The following is a 20,494-nucleotide window of genomic DNA, read 5'->3' as shown; positions in this document are numbered from 1 at the left end:
TCAGTTTTTCTCGCTCAGATAGAGTTCGTAGGCGCGGTCTGCGGTTTCATTGCGATGCACCACGGCGTGAACCGCCTTCATCATGGCGACCGGGTGATCGGATTGGAAAATATTGCGTCCCATATCCACCCCGGATGCCCCTTGGTCGATAGCCAGCCAGCACATCTCAAGCGCCTCACGTTCCGGTAATTTTTTGCCGCCTGCGATGACAATGGGCACAGGACACCCTGCGGCGATGCGCTCGAAACCTTTATCAACGTAATAGGTCTTGATGATCTGTGCGCCCATCTCTGCAGCGATACGGGTGGCAAGCGAGAAGTAACGTTGATCGCGCACCATGTCTTTACCCACCCCCGTCACCGCCATTGTCGGCATGCCGACTTTGATCCCGGCATCGACGAGTTTGATAATGTTTTTGATCGATTGGTGCTCGTACTCACTGCCGATATAGACCTGTGCCGCCACCGCGCAACTGTTCAGACGCAGGGCATCGTCGATGGACAGCGCGACCGCCTCGTTGCTCAACTCGGTCAGGATTGAGTTAGCGCCAGAGGCGCGAAGGACCACTGGTTTATTGGTGGCGGGAGGAACCACGCTGCGGAGGATCCCGCGGGTACACATCAGGACATCGGCGAGCGGGAACAGGGGGGCGATGTTGATATCAATACGCTCAAGTCCCGTTGTCGGTCCCTGAAAATAGCCATGATCGAAGGCGAGCATGACCGTTTTTTCCGTGGCGGGATTAAAAATTCGCGACAATCGGGATTGCATACCCCAGTCGAGCGCGCCACAGCCTTTAAGCGTAAACGGGGTATTGCGTTGCGGCGTATCGATATGGAAATGCTTGCCATCTTTAATGTCATCTAAATCAGCCATGATCTGCTCCACGTTAAGGAATAAAATTAGAAATCGTATTTGCCGATGTTCTCTTTGTTGAACACCACGCGTTGAGGAAGAAGAACAATGCCGTTGCCTTTTGCCTCGTAGCTGTATCCCTGTACGCTGTTAGGCGACACCTCTACCTGACCCACGCCCGGGATATCCAGCTTGTCGCCGGTATTCATGTCGCCTTTTTTCAGTAAAGCGTCAGCGACGTAGACAGAAATCTTGCCCTGCTGGACCACGTCCCAGAGGCCGAACTCTTTCACCGTGCCGCGTTCAACATAAGGACGCATCACGTTGGGGGTGCTGAATCCAACAATCGCCACGTTGGTCTTTTTCAGATTCTCTGCTGCCTGGGCGGCGGCGGGGAGGGCATTGGCATCCGGAGCGATGATGGCGTCGAGATCGGCGTAAGCTTTAATGATGCCTTCTGCGGTCTGCAGCGATTTTGTGGCATCGTTATAGCCAAACTGGGTGGTGACGATCTCCCAGCCCGGGTGCTCTTTCGCGATTTTCTCTTTTGCCTCTTTCACCCACTGGTTTTGATCGGTGACGGTCGGGCTGGAGTAGAAGAAGGCCACTTTGGCTGTCTCTTTTTTGACCTGATTCGCGGCCATATCAACCAGCATGCTGCCGAGCTGGGAGGGAGTACCTTGGTTGATGTAGTACGAACGGCATTCCGGTTTGGTGTCGGAATCCCAGGTCAGGACTTTCACGCCACGCTGCATGGCGCGTTTTAACGCCGGACATAAGCCGTCAGGCGAGACGGCGGAAACCACAATGGCGTTATACCCCTGGTTAACGAAGTTATTGATAAGCTGAACTTGACCGGAAACGCTGGGCTCTGTCGGACCGTCGTAGGTGACATCGATCCCCAACGCTTTACCGGCTTCCAGGGCACCGTTACCTCCACTGGTAAAGAATCCCACGCCAACCAGTTTCGGGATAAACGCGATTCGCTCTGCGGCGTAGGCATTAAGGGTAAACGCCGCCAGGCTAAGGGTACTGATTACGGCAATTTTTTTAATGCTCTGAATAGTCATGTACTTTTCCTTTATGGCAATGGGTTTTCGGCCTGCCGGTTGGCGCGACGACGCGCCAGCCAGTCCTTGATTTGCTGACGATGCAGGCTGACGGAACGACCTACGACAACGACAATAAGCAGCGCGCCGGAGAGGGCGCTGGATACCTGATTCGGTACGCCCGCCATCTGCAACCCTTGCTGCAAATAGCCCACTAACAGCGCAGCGATAGCGGTACCGAGAATTGACCCGGAACCGCCATAGATATTGGCTCCGCCCAGAACGACCGCCGTAATGGCCGGCATCAGGAAGGAGGAACCGAGATCGGAACGGGCGGAGCCAAAGTAAGAAACCAACAAAACCGCCGCGACCGCCGAGGCCAAGCCTGTCATGGCATACAGTGCGTATAGCGTCCGGTTTACCGGGATTGCGCTGTACAGCGCGACGCGTGCGCTCTGCCCAATCAGGAAGACATTTCGTCCGGCATGGGTTCTGTGCATCAATAGCCAGAAAAACAGCACGCAGACCAGGAAGAAGATCAACGGGACGGGCAGCCCCAGCACAGCGAGATTGGCAAAATCGGTGAAGCCTTGAGGGAAACCGCCGATACCTTCATAACCGGTAGCCCCCGCCATCCCCGACAACAGCAACGCGCTGCCGCCAAACAGGTACAATGTCCCCAGGGTAATGACCAGAGGGTTCACCCCCGTGTAGATAATCAGCCCGGCGTTGATCACGCCGCAGAGCGCGCCCAGGGCGAGCGTCAGAACAACCGCCAGCGGTAGGGGAATACCTCCCTGGAACATGACACCCAGCGCGATGGCGCAGAGGCCCATTGTCGAGCCAAATGAAATATCAATCCCGCCGCTGACAATGACCATCGTTAAAGGCAGGGCAACAATGCCGATGCAAATAAAGTCGCTGGTGCTGAACAGCAATACGTTCAGATCCAGCAGGCGTGGATTCAGCGCGCCGAATCCCAGAATTTCAAGCACCAGTAGCGCGGCAAGCGCCAGTTCCCATCCGTAAAGGTGTAAACGTGTCATCAGGCTACCTCACGTTTTTTGGCGGCGCACACCGGGTCAGCATCATTTTTTACCGACGGGGGCGACGGGGATTGCGGCGTGAAGCGGGCATATTTTTGCCGACGAATATTGCGCTCCAGCGCGCAGCGCAGACGGCCGTCGAACACCAGTACCGCCAGCAATACCAAACCGGCAATGAAATCGTTCCACCAGGCCGGAATGCGTAGCAGTACCAGTACGCTGTCAATTTGGGTGAGGAAATAGGCGCCGAGTACTGCGCCAATAATCGTACCGGAACCGCCCAACAGGCTGATTCCACCCAAAACGCAGGCGGCGATGGCTTTCATCTCCAGCCCGGTTCCCGTCTGATTGGGGATAAAGCCAATTTGGGAGGCAAAGACGATACCGGCCAGCGCCGCCATGCAGCCATTGAGCGAGAAGGCCAGGATACGGATGGCTTCGGTACGCACGCCCAACTGCCGCGCTCCCTGCAAATTATCGCCGGTGGCGTAAAAACAGCGGCCAAAGGCGGTTTTTGCCAGTAGCCAGGCCATCATCATCAGCAGCAGCAACGTCAGCCAGCCGATGGCGGAAATGCCCATGAACACCGGGGCAGAGAGTTGCTTCAGTTCTGCCGGTAGTCCTTCAATCCATTTACCGCCGGTCCAGAGCAGCATCACGCCGCGATACAGGCCAAGCGTCCCCAGCGTGGCGACGATCGCCGGAATTTTTAGCCAAGCGACCAGCGCGCCATTGATAAAGCCCGCGAGCAAGCCCAGCAGCAGGGTTGCCAAGCAGGCCACCGGTAAGGAATATCCCGCGTTCAATAGCAGCCCCAGCAGAACAGCACACATCCCGGTGATAGAGCCGACCGACACGTCGATGTTACGCGTCAGCATGACCAGCGTTGCCCCCATAGCCAACAGCATAAGAATTTGGGCACTGCTGAAGATCATCGTCAGCGTCTGGACACTGAGGTACTGGCTATCGAGTATGCCCGGTAGAATGAACAGCAGCAGGACGGCCAGCAGCGCGGTCACCTCGCGGTTATTCTGAATAAATTTCAACATGATGCCTCCCCTGTATGCTGCGTGGTCCCTGACGCGCGGTCGCCGAAGGCAACGTGCATGATGGTGTCGACATTGATATCGTCGCCCAAAAGGGCGTCATTGCCGGTTTCTCCCTGATGCATGACGTAAACGCGATCGGCCATCTGTTCAATCTCTTCCAGGTCGGAAGAGATAAACAGCACTGCGACATTCTGTGCCGCGATACTCCGGATCAGCTGATAGATGTCGTTGCGGGCAGAGACGTCCACGCCGCGTGTGGGTTCATCCACGATCAGAACCTGCGGTGAGGCTTCGAGACATTTGGCGATCAAAATCTTTTGTTGATTGCCGCCTGAAAGCGTGCGGGCCGGCTGCTCGGGATCGTTGAGCTTGATATTGAGCGCCCGCCGGTAGCGTTCGAGCGTGGCGCAATCTTTTACCGGTTTGGCCCAGAAGCCGCTGTCGTTATGCGTTAAGGCACAGACATTCCACGCCAGCGAGGCATCCAGATTCAACCCTGAAGATTGTCGATCTTCCGGCAGATAGACCAGTCCACGCTGCAGGCGCTCGCGCGTGGAAAGCGTGGAGATGTCCTGCGCATTGAGCACGACGCGTCCCGCCCGCCGGGGTCGAAGCCCATACAGGGTTTCCGCCAGTTCGGTACGCCCTGCGCCGACAAGTCCGGCCAGACCTAAAATTTCCCCGGCGCGCACGTCAAAACTGACGTTCATAAACCCTTCACCCGTCAGGTTTTCCAGGGTCAAAACCGGTGTGCCCGCCGCGTGCTGGGAACGGTTGCCAGGCAGCTCCAGCCACAGTTTTTGTGTCGCGCTCAGGGCGGTGGTCCGTGAGGCTGGCGTAATAGCCTGAATAATCTCGTCGGTGGTGAGGTCCGTGGTTTTACCGGATAACGCAATGGTTCCGTCGCGCATCACGCTGATGCAGTCGGCAATCTGACGTATTTCGGGCAGCTTGTGGGAGATAAACACGATCCCCACGCCGGTGCTCAGTAATTCCCGCAGGCGGCTGAACAGGCGATCCGTTTCTGCCGGCGTCAGTGATGCGGTGGGCTCGTCGAGAATTAAAATGCGTGAATCGCGCATTAGCCCACGCATAATTTCGACCATCTGACGGTCGGCGACATCCAGTGAACCCGCAGGGCTGTTGATATCGAACTGACAGCCGAGCGCGAGCAGCATCGAAGCCATTTTCTGCACCGATTTCTGATGTTTGGGCAGGCTAAAGAGAATATTCTCCTTTACCGTCAGGCTGGGAAACAGCAGCGGTTCCTGAGGCACCAGGTATATGCCCAACTGGTGCGCCAGCACGGGGGACAGTTTTGTGCAGCGGGCTCCCTCAATCTCAATAATGCCGCTATCGGCAGGGGTAATACCGGCGATGATTTTCATCAACGTCGATTTCCCCGCGCCATTTCCCCCTAATAGCGCATGTACCTCGCCTTTGTGCAAAACAAAGTCGATGCCTTTCAGTACGTTGACGCCAGAGTACTGTTTATGAACTGATCGGGCGCTGAGCAGCGGTGAGTTTTTTTCGTGACGCATTGGCCTATCACCTCCGTTCACCCAGAGTCGTTTCGGGTTGAACAAATGTATTTTGCTAGTCGAATTGTTCATAACCTTATGACCTAACTGCTCATAAAACCGATGAACAGATCACGTTTCATGCTAAAATGATTTGGAATAACTAATTTGTTCACTGGCGTACGCCCGTAATGTGGCTTCGGTCACAGTTATTAACCCGTAATGAATGAACAATTGTGTTGAGGATTTCGATATGTTCAATGTGAAGACAGAATAATGACAATTAACGACCCGATGATGTCCGAGCAAGGCATGAGTGAAGAAGAGCTAGTGGCGCGCATTGCGTGGTTCTACTACCACGATGGTATGACCCAGAGCGACATCAGCGACAGACTTAGGCTGACGCGTCTTAAAGTTTCGCGACTGCTGGAGAAAGGGCATCAATCCGGGATTATTCGCGTACAGATTAATTCTCGCTTTGAAGGCTGTCTTCAATATGAAACTGAATTACGTAGCCGCTTTGGTCTGAATAACGTACGCGTTATTCCGGGGCTTCCCGGCGCGGACGTTTGTGTCCGACTCGGAATCGGCGCGGCGCACATGTTGATGGAGTCGTTACAACCACAGCAAATTCTGGCGGCGGGCTTTGGTGAAGCGACCATGAACACCTTAAAGCGGCTCAGCGGGTTTATCTCTGCCCAGCAAATTCGCTTGGTAACGCTGTCGGGCGGCGTTGGGCCTTATATGACGGGGATCGGGCAGCTTAATGCCGCCTGCCCGGTCAGCATTATTCCAGCACCGCTTCGCGCTTCCTCTGCGGAAATTGCCCGTACCTTAAAGCATGAGAATAGCGTACAGGATGTGCTGCTGGCGGCGCAGGCGGCCGATGCGGCCATTGTCGGTATTGGCGCAATCAACCAGAAAGAGGAAGCCACGATTATTCGCTCAGGCTATATCACTCAGGGTGAACAGCTCATGATCGGACGTAAAGGGGCCCTGGGGGACATTCTGGGTTATTTCTTTGATGCCGACGGGCACGTTATTCCCGACATGAACATCCACAATGAACTGATCGGCTTAACCCTTAATTCTCTAAAAACGATCCCGACGGTGATCGGTGTGGCCGGGGGCGTGAATAAGGCGGAAGCAATCGCTGCGGCGATGAAAGGGGGGTATATCAACGCGCTGGTCACCGACCAGGATACTGCCGCCGCGATTGTCAGTGATTAATGATATCAATCTGCCGCGCCATTGCGCAGCAGAGCTGTAACCGCTTTTTGGTTTGTACCCTGGAGAAAGCATTGGCGACCTGACAGAAATAATAAGCCGAGGACTAAAACGATGGCCCGACTCTGTACCCCCACTGAATTAGCACATTATCTGATGGCACTGGACGCCGGAACCGGCAGCGTCCGGGCGGTTATTTTCGACCTGGATGGCAAACAAATCGCTGTGGGACAGGCGGAATGGCGGCATCTTGCCGTACCGGACGTTCCCGGTTCGATGGAGTTCAGTCTGGAGAAAAACTGGCAACTGGCCTGTGAATGTATCCGACAGGCGCTACATATCGGCGGGATTGCACCTGAAGCGATCGCTGCCGTCGCCGCCTGTTCGATGCGTGAAGGTATTGTGGTTTATGACGCTGCGGGCACGCCCGTGTGGGCCTGCGCGAACGTAGATGCCAGGGCGGCAAGGGAGGTGAGCGAGCTTAAGGAGCTCCACGATTACACCTTTGAGAGCGATGTCTATCGCAGTACCGGTCAGACGCTGGCGTTGAGCGCCATTCCACGCCTGCTGTGGCTGGCGCACCATCGTTCGGATATCTATCGTCGCGCTTCAACCGTCACGATGATAAGCGACTGGATGGCGTATATGCTCAGCGGCGAGCTGGCGGTGGATCCCTCCAATGCCGGAACAACGGGCCTGTTGGATCTCAAGACGCGTAACTGGAAGCCTTCATTACTGGAAATGGCCGGACTGCGGGCCGATATTCTTTCCCCGGTAAAAGAGACGGGAACGTTGCTGGGCGGCGTTACCGCGCAGGCCGCCGCACAGTGCGGGTTGAAGGCGGGAACGCCGGTGGTGGTAGGCGGCGGTGATGTCCAACTGGGTTGCCTTGGGCTTGGGGTCGTACGTCCGGCGCAAACCGCCGTGCTGGGAGGCACATTCTGGCAGCAGGTGGTTAATTTGCCCGAGCCGGTTGTTGATCCCGAAATGAACGTTCGTGTTAACCCGCACGTAATTCCCGGGATGGTGCAAACCGAATCAATCAGCTTTTTTACCGGTCTGACGATGCGCTGGTTCCGCGATGCGTTTTGTGCAGAAGAGAAATTGATGGCAGAGCGTCTGGGTGTTGACACCTACACGCTACTTGAGGAAATGGCCACCCGGGTGCCCGCCGGCGCGTGGGGCGTTATACCCATTTTCTCAGACAGAATGCGCTTTAAAAGCTGGTATCACGCCGCGCCTTCGTTTATCAATCTGTCTATCGACCCGGAAAAATGTAATAAAGCCACGCTGTTCCGCGCCCTGGAAGAGAATGCCGCCATCGTTTCTGCCTGTAATTTACAGCAAATCGCCGATTTCACCGGCATTCACCCGACATCACTGGTGTTTGCCGGCGGCGGTGCAAAAGGTCGTCTCTGGAGCCAGATTCTGGCGGATGTCTCAGGGTTGACGGTGAACGTGCCGGTGGTCAAAGAGGCAACCGCGTTGGGCTGTGCGATTGCTGCCGGAGTGGGCGCGGGGATCTGGTCATCGATGGCAGAAACCGGGGAGCGGCTGGTACGTTGGGAGCGCAAGCATGTGCCGGATATGGCGAAGCATGCGCTCTATCTTGAGTCCCGCGAGAAATGGCAGGCGGTGTATCAAGAGCAGCTTGGATTGGTCGATCACGGGTTAACGACCTCTTTGTGGAAAGCGCCGGGTTTGTAAAAGGAGATCGCAATGATTAAATCCAATGAAACGCAGCATGAGTACCGTTTTGGCGATAATGGTCCTAAATATCTTATTCGCGGTCCGGTGTGTGACATGGGCGTAGTGATGCTCCAGCCTGGGCAGTCTTTCCCTAATCATCGGCATATCGAAGCCTGCGAGATTTTTTATACCTTGGCAGGTGAAGTGACGCTATATCTGAACGGTGAGCCGCACACGTTGGGTTTGGGTGATGTTTTGCACTGCGACCCCGGCGAAGCGCATTTTCTGGTGAATAAAGGAGAAGTGCCCTGGAAAGGCGTTTTTGTTAAATCCCCACATTTACCCGGTGACAGTCATCCGGTAGAGCCGTCAAAGTACTAATACCCAAGCAACCCGAAGAGGGGGGCACCCTTCAGTACCCTTGCGTAACGCCGCTTCGTTAAGCATTAACATAAACACGCAAAGTGATTGCTTTTTGTTTCACTAAGGCCCTAGGGTAGTTCGGTTTCTGGAGCGGAACGTTTTACCTTTTCCGCTCCGCTTCCTAATCGTCGGCGGCAAAGATGAGCATCAACCCCCGAAGGGTGATTGATCCTACCCACCAACAGTGGACACACGACCAAGTGAGACCAAGGTGACTCACATGACAAAGTCCATACCAACCAGCAAGAAGCCCCGTAAACAGCATACGCCAGCGTTTCGCAATGATGCCCTGAAATTGGCAGCGCGCCATGCTGCCGCTACCGCTGCCCGCGAACTCAGTCTCAATGAATCACAGCTTTATGCTTGGCGCAGTAAACAACAGCAGCAAATGACATCTTCAGAACGCGAAAGCGAATTGGCCGCAAGGAATGCCCGTCTCCAACGGCAGTTGGCTGAGCGGGATGAGGAGCTGGCCATCCTCCAAAAGGCCGCGACATACTTCGCGAAGCGCCTGAAATGAAGTATGCCTTAAACAGCGGTACGGTGTCCCACGACTGGCAGATGAGCTACCGGAAAATAACGTGTAAACCATTGCTGCCAGTCTGCGCCATCAGGGGCTGCGAGCAAAAGCCGCGCGGAAGTTCAGTCCGGTCAGCTACCGGGAGCACGGCCTGCCAGTGTCTGAAAATCTGCTGAAGCAAGATTTTATCGCCAGCGGTCCGAATCAAAAAGGGGCAGGAGATATCACTTTCTTAGGTACAGATGAAGGTTGGCTGTATCTGGTGGTGGTTATTGACCTGTAGTCGCGCGCCGTTATCGGCTGATCGATGTCATCGAGAATGACGACGGCACTGGCACGTAATGCACTCCACATGGCACTGTGGCGGCGAAAGTGCCCCTAAAACGTCAGTGTTTATACCGACCGCGGCGGTCAGTTCTGCTCCAGAGATTATCTTGCTAAAAGGCCATAATCTGCGTGGCAGCATGAGCGCAAAGGGATGCTGTTACGACAATACTTGTGTGGAAAGCTTTTTCCACTCGCTGAAAGTGGAATGTAACCACCGTGAGTGCTTTGCCGGCCGGGAAATAATGCGAACGGCGGTGTTTAATTATATCGAGTGCGATGACAATCGCTGGCGTCGCCACAGTGCCTGTAGCGGGCTCAGCCCGGTACAGTTTGAAAACCAAAACCTCGCTTAGGGCTGTGTCCACTTTACGTAGGTAGGATCAGATAAACACCCAACGCAAACTTTATCCCGCCTGTTGACAGTGTCCCAGCGCACTCAGAGGATGAAAGAGCTCGTTATATTAGCTGATCTTCCGGCAAACCAATGTGCTACTTCACTTTTATAGAGCTTCGATCGCAATACGCCAAGCCGCACATCAGTGGAAAACGTCCAGGTGTGACAAAAAAGTTCCGCAATATTCCTTTTATTCAATCAATTAGCATCAATGTAAAACCCGGTCTTTATATAGGCATATGTTCGCAATCGTTTTTTTATATAAAATAATATAAATAGTTTTATGTTGAATGTGCGTCTGTTTGATTAAGAGGATATAGCAACAATGAACGTAAACAATGCTAATTTAAACGCTATACAAAGACCCACTAGGGCAGAAGATGGCGCCATAGCGCCTAATCAGCCAACGTATTCATCAATCATAAACATGGTAACCAAAGCGTCAAATACAAATAATACCTTTCAAAGCACGCAATCTGTCCAACGAATTTCTACATGGTGCATATACGCTTTGGCTAATCGAGACACATCCAATATGACCTTATGGGAGTCTAATATAAGAAATGTATCAAATTATCTGGACAGTGAATCCTATACTAGGAGAATGCATGATTCACTCAATTGGTCAGTATCCAAGATATTACAATTTACAAAAAATCCCCAATTGACTTTAGATATCGCCTCAAAACGAGTAAAGAATGGAGAACCCTGTGACAAAGTCGCTTTTGAGCATGACATAAAGGGCCTCGCTTATATTAATCTTGAGCTAAAAGCGGTAACCGGAGTAGCGGGAGAGCGCGTACGTAACGGTGAAAACATCTACAAAGTATTGGATGATCATAGCATAACTAGAGATGCTGAAGCTCATCGCGCCCTCAGGGATATTGGGATACGCAGTGGCCATCGGTAAACTAGCTCGACCGTGCAAGTGAGCGAAGTCGGACTTATTCGCCAAATTTACGACATGTACCATGACTGATTTTTTCATGGTACTTTGTAGATTAACCTGCAAGCTATCATCTAGTCGTAAAGACTAAACGCCAAGACTGACTTTTATTTGAATATTAGTTTCAGGTTAGGGGGACGCTAAAATATAAGTCGAAAAGTTTAGCGGGAATGTTTGCAATGGATTTTGAGATCATCTTAATAGAAATTTAAAAAAGAGTGGTTGATGGCTAATTCGGAGATAAAAATGCGTTTCCGCACACGCGTAAAACTGCAGATACTGAACAATGATTTAATGCCACTTAGATGGAAATAGTCCAAAAGTAGCAGGCTGACTCAATGCAACAGAATTAATGTGCTTGTGATAGACATTTTCGTGGTGTGCGTTCGATGATGTTGAAGTCACGAAGTAACCAATCAACACGGATCAACAGTGACGGATACAAAATTTATAACCTCAAGGCGACAGAGAGAAAGACGCGCCATGGCACTAATTCAATATTTATCAAGGTGTAATTTACCTATAGACCAACATAGTTGCCACTCATTTATTAATTGTTGATGTACTTTAATTTAAATTCACATGCCTTTGGACACCTATATTAACAGGACTGTCATGATGCACATCAACTCAACACTATTCAAATCAGAGAATTTTTTTATCACGCAACCATACGCTGCCACTCCAATGACATCATCTGGACAGGTATCTTTCCGGAATAACATCATGTATAGCCCAGAATTCATTAGCAACACGCCGTTGAATTTTTATATACGAAAGCAGGATGTGAAAAATGCCAACATGCAAATCAATAACCTTCCATCTCCGACAGGAATCACAAATGGATTTAATAACATAGGTCAGAGCGTTTCATCAAAACAAGTGAATATAATAGATAATATTTTAACCGATCAACTTACAAAAGAAGGTCCAAAGGAAAAAGATATCTTTAAGACGCAATGGTACGAGACTGCATTGGGAAAGAATATCGCGTATAAACCAGATATGGCTGAATCTGATTCTCAATTTCTTGAAGAATATACATATAAGATTCTCGTTCGACTGACAAATGGGAGAAGTTCACCCCCTCTGCCTGACCTGAGTTCCGTGGTTCCGAATCTAGATGAACTCATTCCCGTGCAAGGCAGCCAGAAAGGGAAAGAACTAGTCAATTTTGACCATGCTTTTAGTAAAAGAAAGCTTTATTATCGGGAAAAGATAGCAGATCCTGACTGTCCGGGTAAATATGTCATTCGAAATACGCTTTACAAGCGTAAGAAAGTACCAGACCCGGACAAACCGGGAAAGTTAATTACTTTAGGAACGTTATATAGTCGAAAAAAAGTACCGGATCCTGATGATCCAGGATTGCTTATCTCTCAAAACAAGTTATATTGGCGCAAGTTGGTACCAGATCCTGAAAATCCGGCTCGGCTTATTTCTCGAAAAAGATTATTCTATCGAAAAAATATACCAGACCCAGAAAACAGGGGGGGATTTATTTCACTAAGCACTTTGAAGCTTAGAAAGTTAATACAAGATCCAGACAATCCGGATAGACTTATTTACAGAAATACGCTATATAAGCGCAAAAGTAAAATAAACATGATGACCCGAAAAAGCGAGCTTCCCGCAAGGCGCTATATTTGTAATGAAGAGTAGAGTTTTAGCGGGTAAAGTAAGCACGTTTCGTGCGGGTTAAGGGGGGGGGAATAGCCCGCATGCGGCGGGCGCTAAGTGTTTGCTGAAAGTAAGAATAGCATAAAACTGATATTGCTTTGATTAGAGAGGAAAACGCCTTCAACTTTTACATCGTAAAATTGCCAAACGTAACGCCGCACCTATCTGTTCAGTTTTGCTGTCGGATAGTATGATAACATTATCTGTAGCGGTGAATCCATCGTCAGTCCGATAATCACCTTTAACATGATAACTAGGACTAAAAGTCATGTTATTTTGGCGCTAACGATGCCTACTCTATGCATTTCTTTACATAATGCACGCGGGTTTTTATCATTAAACCGCGTCATCATATCATCTATCCAGTCTGCATTGTTTTTGTACAAAGACGTCCTTTCATATAAAATCGAATCAAAGGTTGCTTCAGGATGGACTCAAACATCGGGCCGGCGTTCTGGGACGACAAATCGGCTACGGGTCAATGCATCGAGGACGTTAAAACTGAACTCAATATCCGTGGTGTCCGAAGCAGCGATATAATGGGCACCGTGGGGATCACGCAGGCTTCCTCTATAGCCAGAAAAAGTGTTTATGCATATAAATTCAGGTTTAATAAGTGCAGTTGCCCACGCCGGTTTGACAATATCATCGCTATTACTCATCCTTGGTATCGGTGACTATAACGTTTTGTTCTTATCCATAAGGTATATTTCGCGCTATCTGTTCCGATTGTACATTAGGAACCTGCTCCCAATGAGTAACACACCGCGATACGAGTCATGTCTTGATTAGCAATCCCAAGGTGGCAAAGCGTTACTTCTTAACGAGTAATGTCACAACTACGATTTTCCCTAAGGTATCTAGCGAACGTTACCCGCCCGCTGTGATGTTTACCGACGGTTGCAACGCGCTTTTGATCCTGTGTTGGCTATCAAGTAAGCAGGAACAGGGTTTTTTAGGGCCTGAATTGCTGAGGTTACCGTGCCCAGCCCCCATTCCAGCACAAACAACCTGTTGCGATCACGCTCGCATTGTGGACAATGCTTATTGTAGGGAAGCGTTTATATCAATGAAATTATTATATTTTACTCATTCACAGGATGTGAAATGGACAGGAACACTGAAAGATTCACTTCATACTGGCGCAATACCTTAGCCGATGCCGAGTCTGGTAAAGGCGCGTTTGAACGTAAAGATGAGGATAGGTTCATCCAGTGGATGAGTCCCCTCTCGGAGGCGCTGGATGAAAAAATTGTCCATGCGTTCTTTAAAGGTGAGGACGATTCGGTTGAAACCGTCGAAGTGTTGTTACGGCCTCAGGTATGGTTTCGCCTGTTACAGCATGGCAAAGAGCGGACGGCTGGCGCGCCAAGCATCGTTACGCCATTAGTTATCTCCGCGAGGCTGAACCGCAAAGGCTGGTTGTTCCCCAAGGCTCCTGCCACGATTCCTCGTGACCTGCTTGAACCACTTTCCAAAGGTACTTTTTCAATTGGTGAGATGGCGCAGTATGACAAATACAAAACCACGCATAACTCAACCACTTTTGTTGCTGATAATGAGCTTGAGCCCTGCTCGGAAACTGACGAACAGCAGGAAGAACGGCTTGCACGGCATCAGCAGCAATTGAAAAGATATTTTGAGAAGTCCGACGAACTTCTAACCAACGTGGCCGGAAAATGGACCGATACCCACGAGCAATATGAATTTGCTAGATATGGTTATGTGATCAAAGCGAACCAACCCGGTAGTGCCAGCATCCATATCCTCCCCATGTACGATCATCTCCTCACGTGCAAAAAAGAGGTCCCGCTATTAACGCGTTTTGCCTCGAAAGAAATGCGTCCTGTAGAGCCGCTCCTCGCGAGCAATGCCAAAATTAGCGAGCGTTTAGGGCATTCTGGCGATAAATTCCCGCTGGCTGTGGCGCAGCGTGATGCCCTCAGCCATTATCTCACTCAGCAGTCGGGCGATATCCTCGCCGTTAATGGGCCGCCAGGCACCGGAAAAACCACACTGGTTCTTTCTATCGTTGCCACTGGATGGGTAAGAGCCGCTGTTAACAAAACCGAACCGCCAGTCGTCATCGCCGTTTCAACCAATAACCAGGCCGTGACCAACATCATTGAAGCCTTTGGGAAAGATTTTGGCACCGGTACCGGTGCCATGGCCGGGCGTTGGCTGCCTGAATTGAAAAGCTTTGGCGCTTACTTTCCGTCTTCCGGCCGCCGGGCTGACGCAGTGAAAAAATACCAGACGGAAGATTTTTTTAACCGCGTTGAATCCCTGGAGTATGTTGAAGACGCGCAGGTTTTCTACCTTGAAAGGGCAAGGGCGGCGTTTGTGAATGAGGCGTGTCGTTCACCCGAGCATGTTGTTGATTGCTTACATGAGCGTTTAACTGAACTCTATACCCAGCTTAGGCAAATCGAGCCCGCTTGGGACAGACTGAATTGTATCCGCCGGGAGCGGTGTGCTATCAGTGAAGATCTCGACCAGTATATTCAAGATAAAAGTGCGTTACTGCTTGGCAGCTCGAACGAAATCGCGTTGTTAACTCGGGGAAAAAAACAGTGGCAGAACTACCGCGCCAGTGAGTCGATGGTATATGGATTCCTCTCCTGGCTCCCCGTTGTCCGTATTAAGCGCCATTATCAGATTAACCTTTTCCTGGAGGCTACGTTTGGGGCAAGAATGTCAGCGTTCCAGGGAATATTGCCGGAAGGCGTTGACGCCTATATCGACGGACTTATTGCTCAGGCGCGAAAACAGCAGGATGAATATCAACAGCAAATCGAGTGTGCCCAAAATGTTTCTCGACGCGAAAACGACGCCGCCCGACGTTGGCGCGAGCTGTCTTCTTTGCTGGGACATAAGGGCGAAGAGGAGCTGAGCCTGGCTGAAGCCGATGAGCTTGCCGATACTAAAATCCGTTTTCCGGCGTTCCTGATGGCGAGCCATTACTGGGAAGGTCGCTGGCTGATGGATATGGCCGCGATTGATAATCTACAAAAAGAAAAAACCCGTAGCGGGGCGAAAAGCGTTAAAGCCCGCTGGCTGCGAAGAATGAAGCTCACTCCCTGCGTGGTGATGACCTGCTACATGTTGCCTCACCATATGAAAACTAGTGAATTTGTCGGCGGGGCAAAGAAATTTGATGACAGCTATTTATATAATTTTGCCGACTTGTTGATCGTCGATGAAGCGGGGCAGGTACTCCCTGAGGTAGCCGCAGCCTCCTTCGCATTGGCGAAGAAAGCGTTAGTGATTGGCGATACGGAACAAATAGCGCCAATCTGGAATAGTCTACCCGGCATTGATATCGGCAATATGGTTGAAGAGCACATTCTGCCGGGCGGCACGCAAGAAGAACTTACTGATGCTTATGCATTGGTGAGCGAATCAGGCAAAAGTGCTGCATCCGGCAGCGTCATGAAAATTGCGCAATTTAACTCGCGATACCGCTACGACCCTGATTTTGCGCGCGGAATGTATCTTTATGAGCACCGGCGCTGCTTTGATAACATCATCGGCTTCTGTAATGCTCTTTGCTATCACGGTAAGTTGCAGCCCAAACGAGGCGCTGAAAAAGAGGTGCTTTTCCCCGCAATGGGTTATCTGCATATCGATGGCAAAGGTATGCAGGCAAACGGCGGGAGCCGTTACAACGCCTTTGAAGCTGAGACAATTGCTGTATGGCTGGTGGCTCACAAAGAGGAAATAGAGCGTCATTACGACAAACCGTTGCACCAATTGGTGGGGGTTGTTACGCCATTTTCGGCACAGGTCAACGCCATTCGACAAGCTTTACGTAAGGCGGGCCTGATTTGTTCGGGCAATGAAAATTCATTGACGGTGGGGACCGTTCATGCCCTTCAGGGGGCTGAAATAGCAATCGTGCTCTTCTCCCCGGTCTATTCCAAACATGAGGATGGTGGGTTTATTGACAGCGACAGCAGCATGCTCAATGTCGCTGTTTCCCGTGCCAAAGACAGTTTTTTGGTTTTTGGCGACATGGATTTATTTGAGATCCAGCCAGTCTCTTCACCCCGAGGATTACTGGCGAAATACCTTTTCGCTTGTGAAGGTAATGCTTTGCGGTTTGCTTATAAAGAACGCAAAGATTTAAGCACCGCGCAAACGCATATTTCCGCCCTGCATGGCGTTGAACAGCACGATGCGTTTTTGCATCAAACTTTCGATACTATCAGGCACAGCATTACCATCGTTTCACCTTGGTTGACTTGGCAAAAGCTGGAGCAAACCGGTTTTTTAACCTCGATGACTCAGGCGCGCTCGCGTGGTATTGATATCACCGTGGTGACGGACAGAGATTTCAATACCGAACACGCCGATTATGAAAAGCGACAAGAAAAACAACGGCGTCTTCATGGCGCGATGGAAAAGCTGGCGGCGATGGGAGTTACCACTAAGCTGGTCAAGCGCGTTCACAGTAAAATCGTGATTGGGGATCAGGGTTTATTATGCGTAGGGTCGTTCAACTGGTTCAGTGCCGCGCGAGATGAGAAGTACCAACGGTACGACACGTCGATGGTGTATCGTGGCGATAGCTTACAAAGTGAAATCAAAACGATTTATACCAGCCTCGAACAGCGCCAGCTATAAGTCTGGCGCCAGACGTGAGGGAGGGTATCGGCTTTCGATATAAAGGGTAAAGCCAGTGCTATACCTTTCCCTGTCTTTGCCAGCATTAAGCCCGGGGTCGGTCCAAACAGAGAATTTGCCTGGCCCATACGTGGCCGTGATTAATCAGATTGACCTGCCGTAAGATTAATGTAGAGATCGCCTGCTATAGTCTAGCCAGCGAATGATAGCCAATCATCGTTGATAAACCAAATTGTGGCTATTTCGATGCTGTTGATTTATACGCAAGAATGATAACGATGGTCGGACAAGAAAAGGACGCGGCGAAATCGATGTTGATAGCTTTATGGATAATACCCACGCAATTATCGCGGTCGTCAATAGCCGGTCATCGCCGTCATTTGACAGTGGCAGCCTATTCATTTGCAATCCTAAGTAGATAGGACTAATTGAACAGGATGTGTCGACGCGGACGGCACATCAGGGTAATATTAACGCCGTAGAAGTGGGTAGGTGATGTGGTCACGCCGAAAAGTTGCGTGGCTGCTAATATTACCCGATAGGGAAACGAATTAACAAGGGAACTACACTATGAAAGATGCTCTGGTTTTGATAACAATTTCTGTTATTTGTCTGCTTATTATCATAGCGAGAGTCAAGCGCGGGACCACGCACAAATATAGCAAAATTTACTGCATGGCAGCATCAGTAGTTTCAATTCTTGAATTATCACAGTCGATCTACACGCCCTATTCTTATAATCACAATGCGTTATATAACAATAGCAATTTCACAACCCATTTCTCTTTTGATTATTATTATATAGCTTTATGGGCGGTCATATTCGTTACCGCTATTTTTTTGTTAATACACGAATGGGTAAAAATAAAATGACCTTGCCATGAACATAGGGCGGCCATTCACCTATTTTACCCAGCGCGTCGTCGCTGCATATTTTTTTGCCTATGGGGTTGTGGCTCAACGCTACTACACCTGCATTTCTCAATACTGTAGAATTGAAGGCTGTCCTTGAGATCTCCCTCGCCTGGCTCAACATCTCTTTTTATGCTGAGGTGGTCACTTAGCCATCCGTCAACAAAGCGGTATCAAACGAAGGCATTAACCGCGAAAGTAATAAAACGACGCATTCGTGGCGTCATTTTATTGTCTTTATAATAAAGCAGCCACATAGGGCGTTCTCTCAGTTGCCAATCAGGAAAAAGCTGTATTAGATCGCCTGCGCGTACATCCGCGGACAAAAGCATTTCAGGCTGCATGACGATCCCCAAACCCGCCTTGGCGGCCATTCGTACGGCTTGGCCACTATTCACGACGAGTTTGCTGGAAGGTAAAACCACCACCTTGTTTTCCCCTTTTATTAAACGCCATGAGGAGCGCGCGGCCGTCGTCAAACCGACTACCTCATGGTCAGCCAGCTCTGATGGATGCCCAGGTATGCCTTTTTGCGACAGATAGTCAGGGGAAGCACAAATCATCATACGGTACGGCGATAACGGACGCGCTACCATATTGCTGTCGGGCAAATGACCAATGCGAAAAGCGATATCAATGCCTTCATCCACGAGATCAACGGTGCGATCGGTAAGCACGATATCGAGCATCACATCCGGGGCGGAACGCCGAAAATCCACTAGTGCCGGCATTAGCCGTTCGGTGCCAAAGGTCATGGGCGCCGTGACCCTGATTTTTCCATGCAATGAAGTCTGCTGCGTTTCAGCTTGCGCATCAGCCACCGCAACTCGTTCAAGAATATCTCGACACTGATCAAAATAGCTTTTCCCGTAATCGGTAAGGCTCTGCTTGCGCGTCGTCCGATTGAGTAAACGCATCCCCGACCGATCTTCAAGGGCGGCAATATATTGCCCAACCATAGCGGGTGAAATTCCGAGCCGCATTGCCGCTGCGCTCATGGAACCCGCTTGCACGACGGTGATGAACACGTTCATTGAGCGAAAAAGATCCATTTGATACCTGTGCTTTTGAATGTAGAAAGTTTTAGCCAAATTATCTTAGCAAAACTTCTGTATTACGCTATTGCCCTGACATCAATACGGAGAAAAACATGAGCGATTTGCGATTTAGAAATAAGACTTCGTTATCACCGGGGCCGGGACCGGCATGGGCCGCGCCTGCGCGCTTCGTTTGGCGACGGAAGGCGCTGCGCTGGTGCTAATCGGCAGGCGGGCCGAGCCGCTGGAACAGCTGGTAAAAGACATTCAATCAGAAGGCGGAACCGCGCTGGCATTAGCCTGCGATATCACTGATGAAGTACAGATAAAAACCGCTTTTGCAGAAGCCCGTCTACGTTTTGGCGGGGTCGATGCACTTTTTGCCAACGCGGGTGTTTTAGGTCACTTTACGCCATTATCAGACGCTGAAGTGCAGGATTTTTCCGCACCTTTAGCAACCAATCTTACCGGCACATTTATAACCATTAAGCACTGCCTGCCCTTAATGCGGCAGGGTGCAATTCTCATTAACGCCTCTTGGACGACTCAGGGTGTCATGCCTGGCGCCGGGATTTATTCCGCGACAAAGTCAGCCTTACTGGCCATCATGCGAACGCTGGCACTTGAAGTCGGACCGCGTGAGATACGGGTAAATGCCATCAGTCCCGGCGTGATAATTACGCCCATGGCCGAGGCTGCTCTTCCTGGTGATGTCGTGCACCGGCTGGCCGCAAATTCACTTCTGTTGCGCAATGGGGTTCCGAATGACGTGGCAGGAACCGTGGCCTGGTTACTTTCAGAGGACGCGGCATATGTTACCGGCCAGGAAATCAGAGTAGATGGAGGATTTACGATGGGAGGCATGCGGGCCTGAATGTCCCGTAAATGGGCGCCATTCTCATTGTCGCTTTTAGGGTACCAGTCGCTTCATGTCGCAGGGGCTATTGGCAAGCGTGGACAGATTAGGTCACGGCCGCTTGCCCTTGAGGCGACCTGGGAGATTCACCAAAGCGAATGCCGCCTTCGACACATTGTCCAGCCTTCAGGGAAAAAGAGGTGTGGCCGAACACCGAGTTGACAAGCATCGGTACTCGGATGATCCGATGCCAGGGAGGGATAATGCTGTGTTGACGGCAATCCTCTCCCCTCATTAAGGGAGCCTCCCTGCGCGCTGAAACCGCACATTGATGTCGC

At 50.7% G+C, this 20,494-nt stretch carries 13 protein-coding genes and 1 pseudogene; 8 read left to right on the top strand and 6 right to left on the bottom strand.

What is annotated here, in order from left to right; genetic code table 11:
* The 5 genes from lsrF to lsrA are packed head-to-tail and all read right to left on the bottom strand — an operon-like array spanning position 1 to position 5,540.
* Positions 1-876 (bottom strand): 3-hydroxy-5-phosphonooxypentane-2,4-dione thiolase, encoded by an 876-nt coding sequence (gene lsrF / locus SANT_RS19430; protein ID WP_025423905.1) that lies wholly within the window; start codon positions 874-876, stop codon positions 1-3.
* Positions 877-902: 26 nt separating this feature from the next.
* On the bottom strand, positions 903-1,925 hold the full coding sequence (gene lsrB / locus SANT_RS19425) for an autoinducer 2 ABC transporter substrate-binding protein LsrB (protein WP_025423904.1): 1,023 nt from the start codon (positions 1,923-1,925) through the stop codon (positions 903-905).
* An 11-nt stretch (positions 1,926-1,936) separates the two neighbouring features.
* Complete coding sequence (lsrD, locus tag SANT_RS19420; protein ID WP_025423903.1) at positions 1,937-2,950, bottom strand: autoinducer 2 ABC transporter permease LsrD; 1,014 nt, start codon at positions 2,948-2,950, stop codon at positions 1,937-1,939.
* Positions 2,950-3,999, bottom strand: coding sequence for an autoinducer 2 ABC transporter permease LsrC (lsrC, locus tag SANT_RS19415; protein ID WP_025423902.1), 1,050 nt, complete (start codon positions 3,997-3,999; stop codon positions 2,950-2,952). Before lsrC ends, lsrD begins: the two co-directional genes overlap by 1 nt.
* Positions 3,993-5,540, bottom strand: coding sequence for an autoinducer 2 ABC transporter ATP-binding protein LsrA (gene lsrA, locus SANT_RS19410; protein ID WP_025423901.1), 1,548 nt, complete (start codon positions 5,538-5,540; stop codon positions 3,993-3,995). The genes lsrC and lsrA overlap by 7 nt, the downstream gene beginning before the upstream one ends.
* A 255-nt stretch (positions 5,541-5,795) precedes the next feature.
* On the opposite strand from lsrA, the gene lsrR reads away from it, so the two are divergent.
* The 7 genes and pseudogenes from lsrR to SANT_RS19365 all read left to right on the top strand — a co-directional run bounded on the left by lsrR (position 5,796) and on the right by SANT_RS19365 (position 17,351).
* Positions 5,796-6,749, top strand: a complete 954-nt coding sequence (gene lsrR, locus SANT_RS19405) for a transcriptional regulator LsrR (RefSeq protein ID WP_025423900.1) — start codon at positions 5,796-5,798, stop codon at positions 6,747-6,749.
* Positions 6,750-6,860: 111 nt separating this feature from the next.
* Complete coding sequence (lsrK, locus tag SANT_RS19400) at positions 6,861-8,453, top strand: autoinducer-2 kinase (RefSeq protein WP_025423899.1); 1,593 nt, start codon at positions 6,861-6,863, stop codon at positions 8,451-8,453.
* Between the two features lie 12 nt (positions 8,454-8,465).
* Positions 8,466-8,816 carry a cupin domain-containing protein gene (locus SANT_RS19395; RefSeq protein ID WP_025423898.1) on the top strand — a complete coding sequence of 117 codons (351 nt, stop codon included), beginning with the start codon at positions 8,466-8,468 and terminating at the stop codon, positions 8,814-8,816.
* Positions 8,817-9,078: 262 nt separating this feature from the next.
* Positions 9,079-10,058: pseudogene (locus SANT_RS23615) on the top strand (IS3 family transposase).
* Between the two features lie 366 nt (positions 10,059-10,424).
* The gene (locus SANT_RS24325) at positions 10,425-11,009 is read left to right on the top strand and encodes a hypothetical protein (RefSeq protein WP_148296331.1); all 585 of its coding nucleotides are present in this window, start codon (positions 10,425-10,427) and stop codon (positions 11,007-11,009) included.
* Between the two features lie 651 nt (positions 11,010-11,660).
* On the top strand, positions 11,661-12,707 hold the full coding sequence (locus SANT_RS19370; protein WP_148296330.1) for a hypothetical protein: 1,047 nt from the start codon (positions 11,661-11,663) through the stop codon (positions 12,705-12,707).
* 1,125 nt (positions 12,708-13,832) lie between these two features.
* Entirely contained in the window at positions 13,833-17,351 is a 3,519-nt protein-coding gene (locus tag SANT_RS19365) for an AAA domain-containing protein (protein ID WP_025423893.1), read from the top strand.
* Positions 17,352-18,436: 1,085 nt separating this feature from the next.
* On the opposite strand, the gene SANT_RS19355 is transcribed toward SANT_RS19365, so the two are convergent.
* Positions 18,437-19,315: a LysR family transcriptional regulator gene (locus SANT_RS19355; RefSeq protein WP_025423891.1), complete on the bottom strand. Its 879-nt coding sequence runs from the start codon at positions 19,313-19,315 to the stop codon at positions 18,437-18,439.
* Positions 19,316-19,469: 154 nt separating this feature from the next.
* Here SANT_RS19355 and SANT_RS19350 point away from each other — a divergent pair, with 154 nt between their 5' ends.
* On the top strand, positions 19,470-20,174 hold the full coding sequence (locus tag SANT_RS19350) for an SDR family NAD(P)-dependent oxidoreductase (RefSeq protein WP_051440193.1): 705 nt from the start codon (positions 19,470-19,472) through the stop codon (positions 20,172-20,174).
* The last annotated feature ends 320 nt before the right edge of the window (positions 20,175-20,494 follow it).

Source organism: Sodalis praecaptivus, assembly GCF_000517425.1.
Lineage (GTDB): Bacteria > Pseudomonadota > Gammaproteobacteria > Enterobacterales > Enterobacteriaceae > Sodalis_A > Sodalis_A praecaptivus.
The sequence above is the reverse complement of the archived record's forward strand: the minus strand, read 5'-3'. Positions and strand labels throughout refer to the sequence as shown.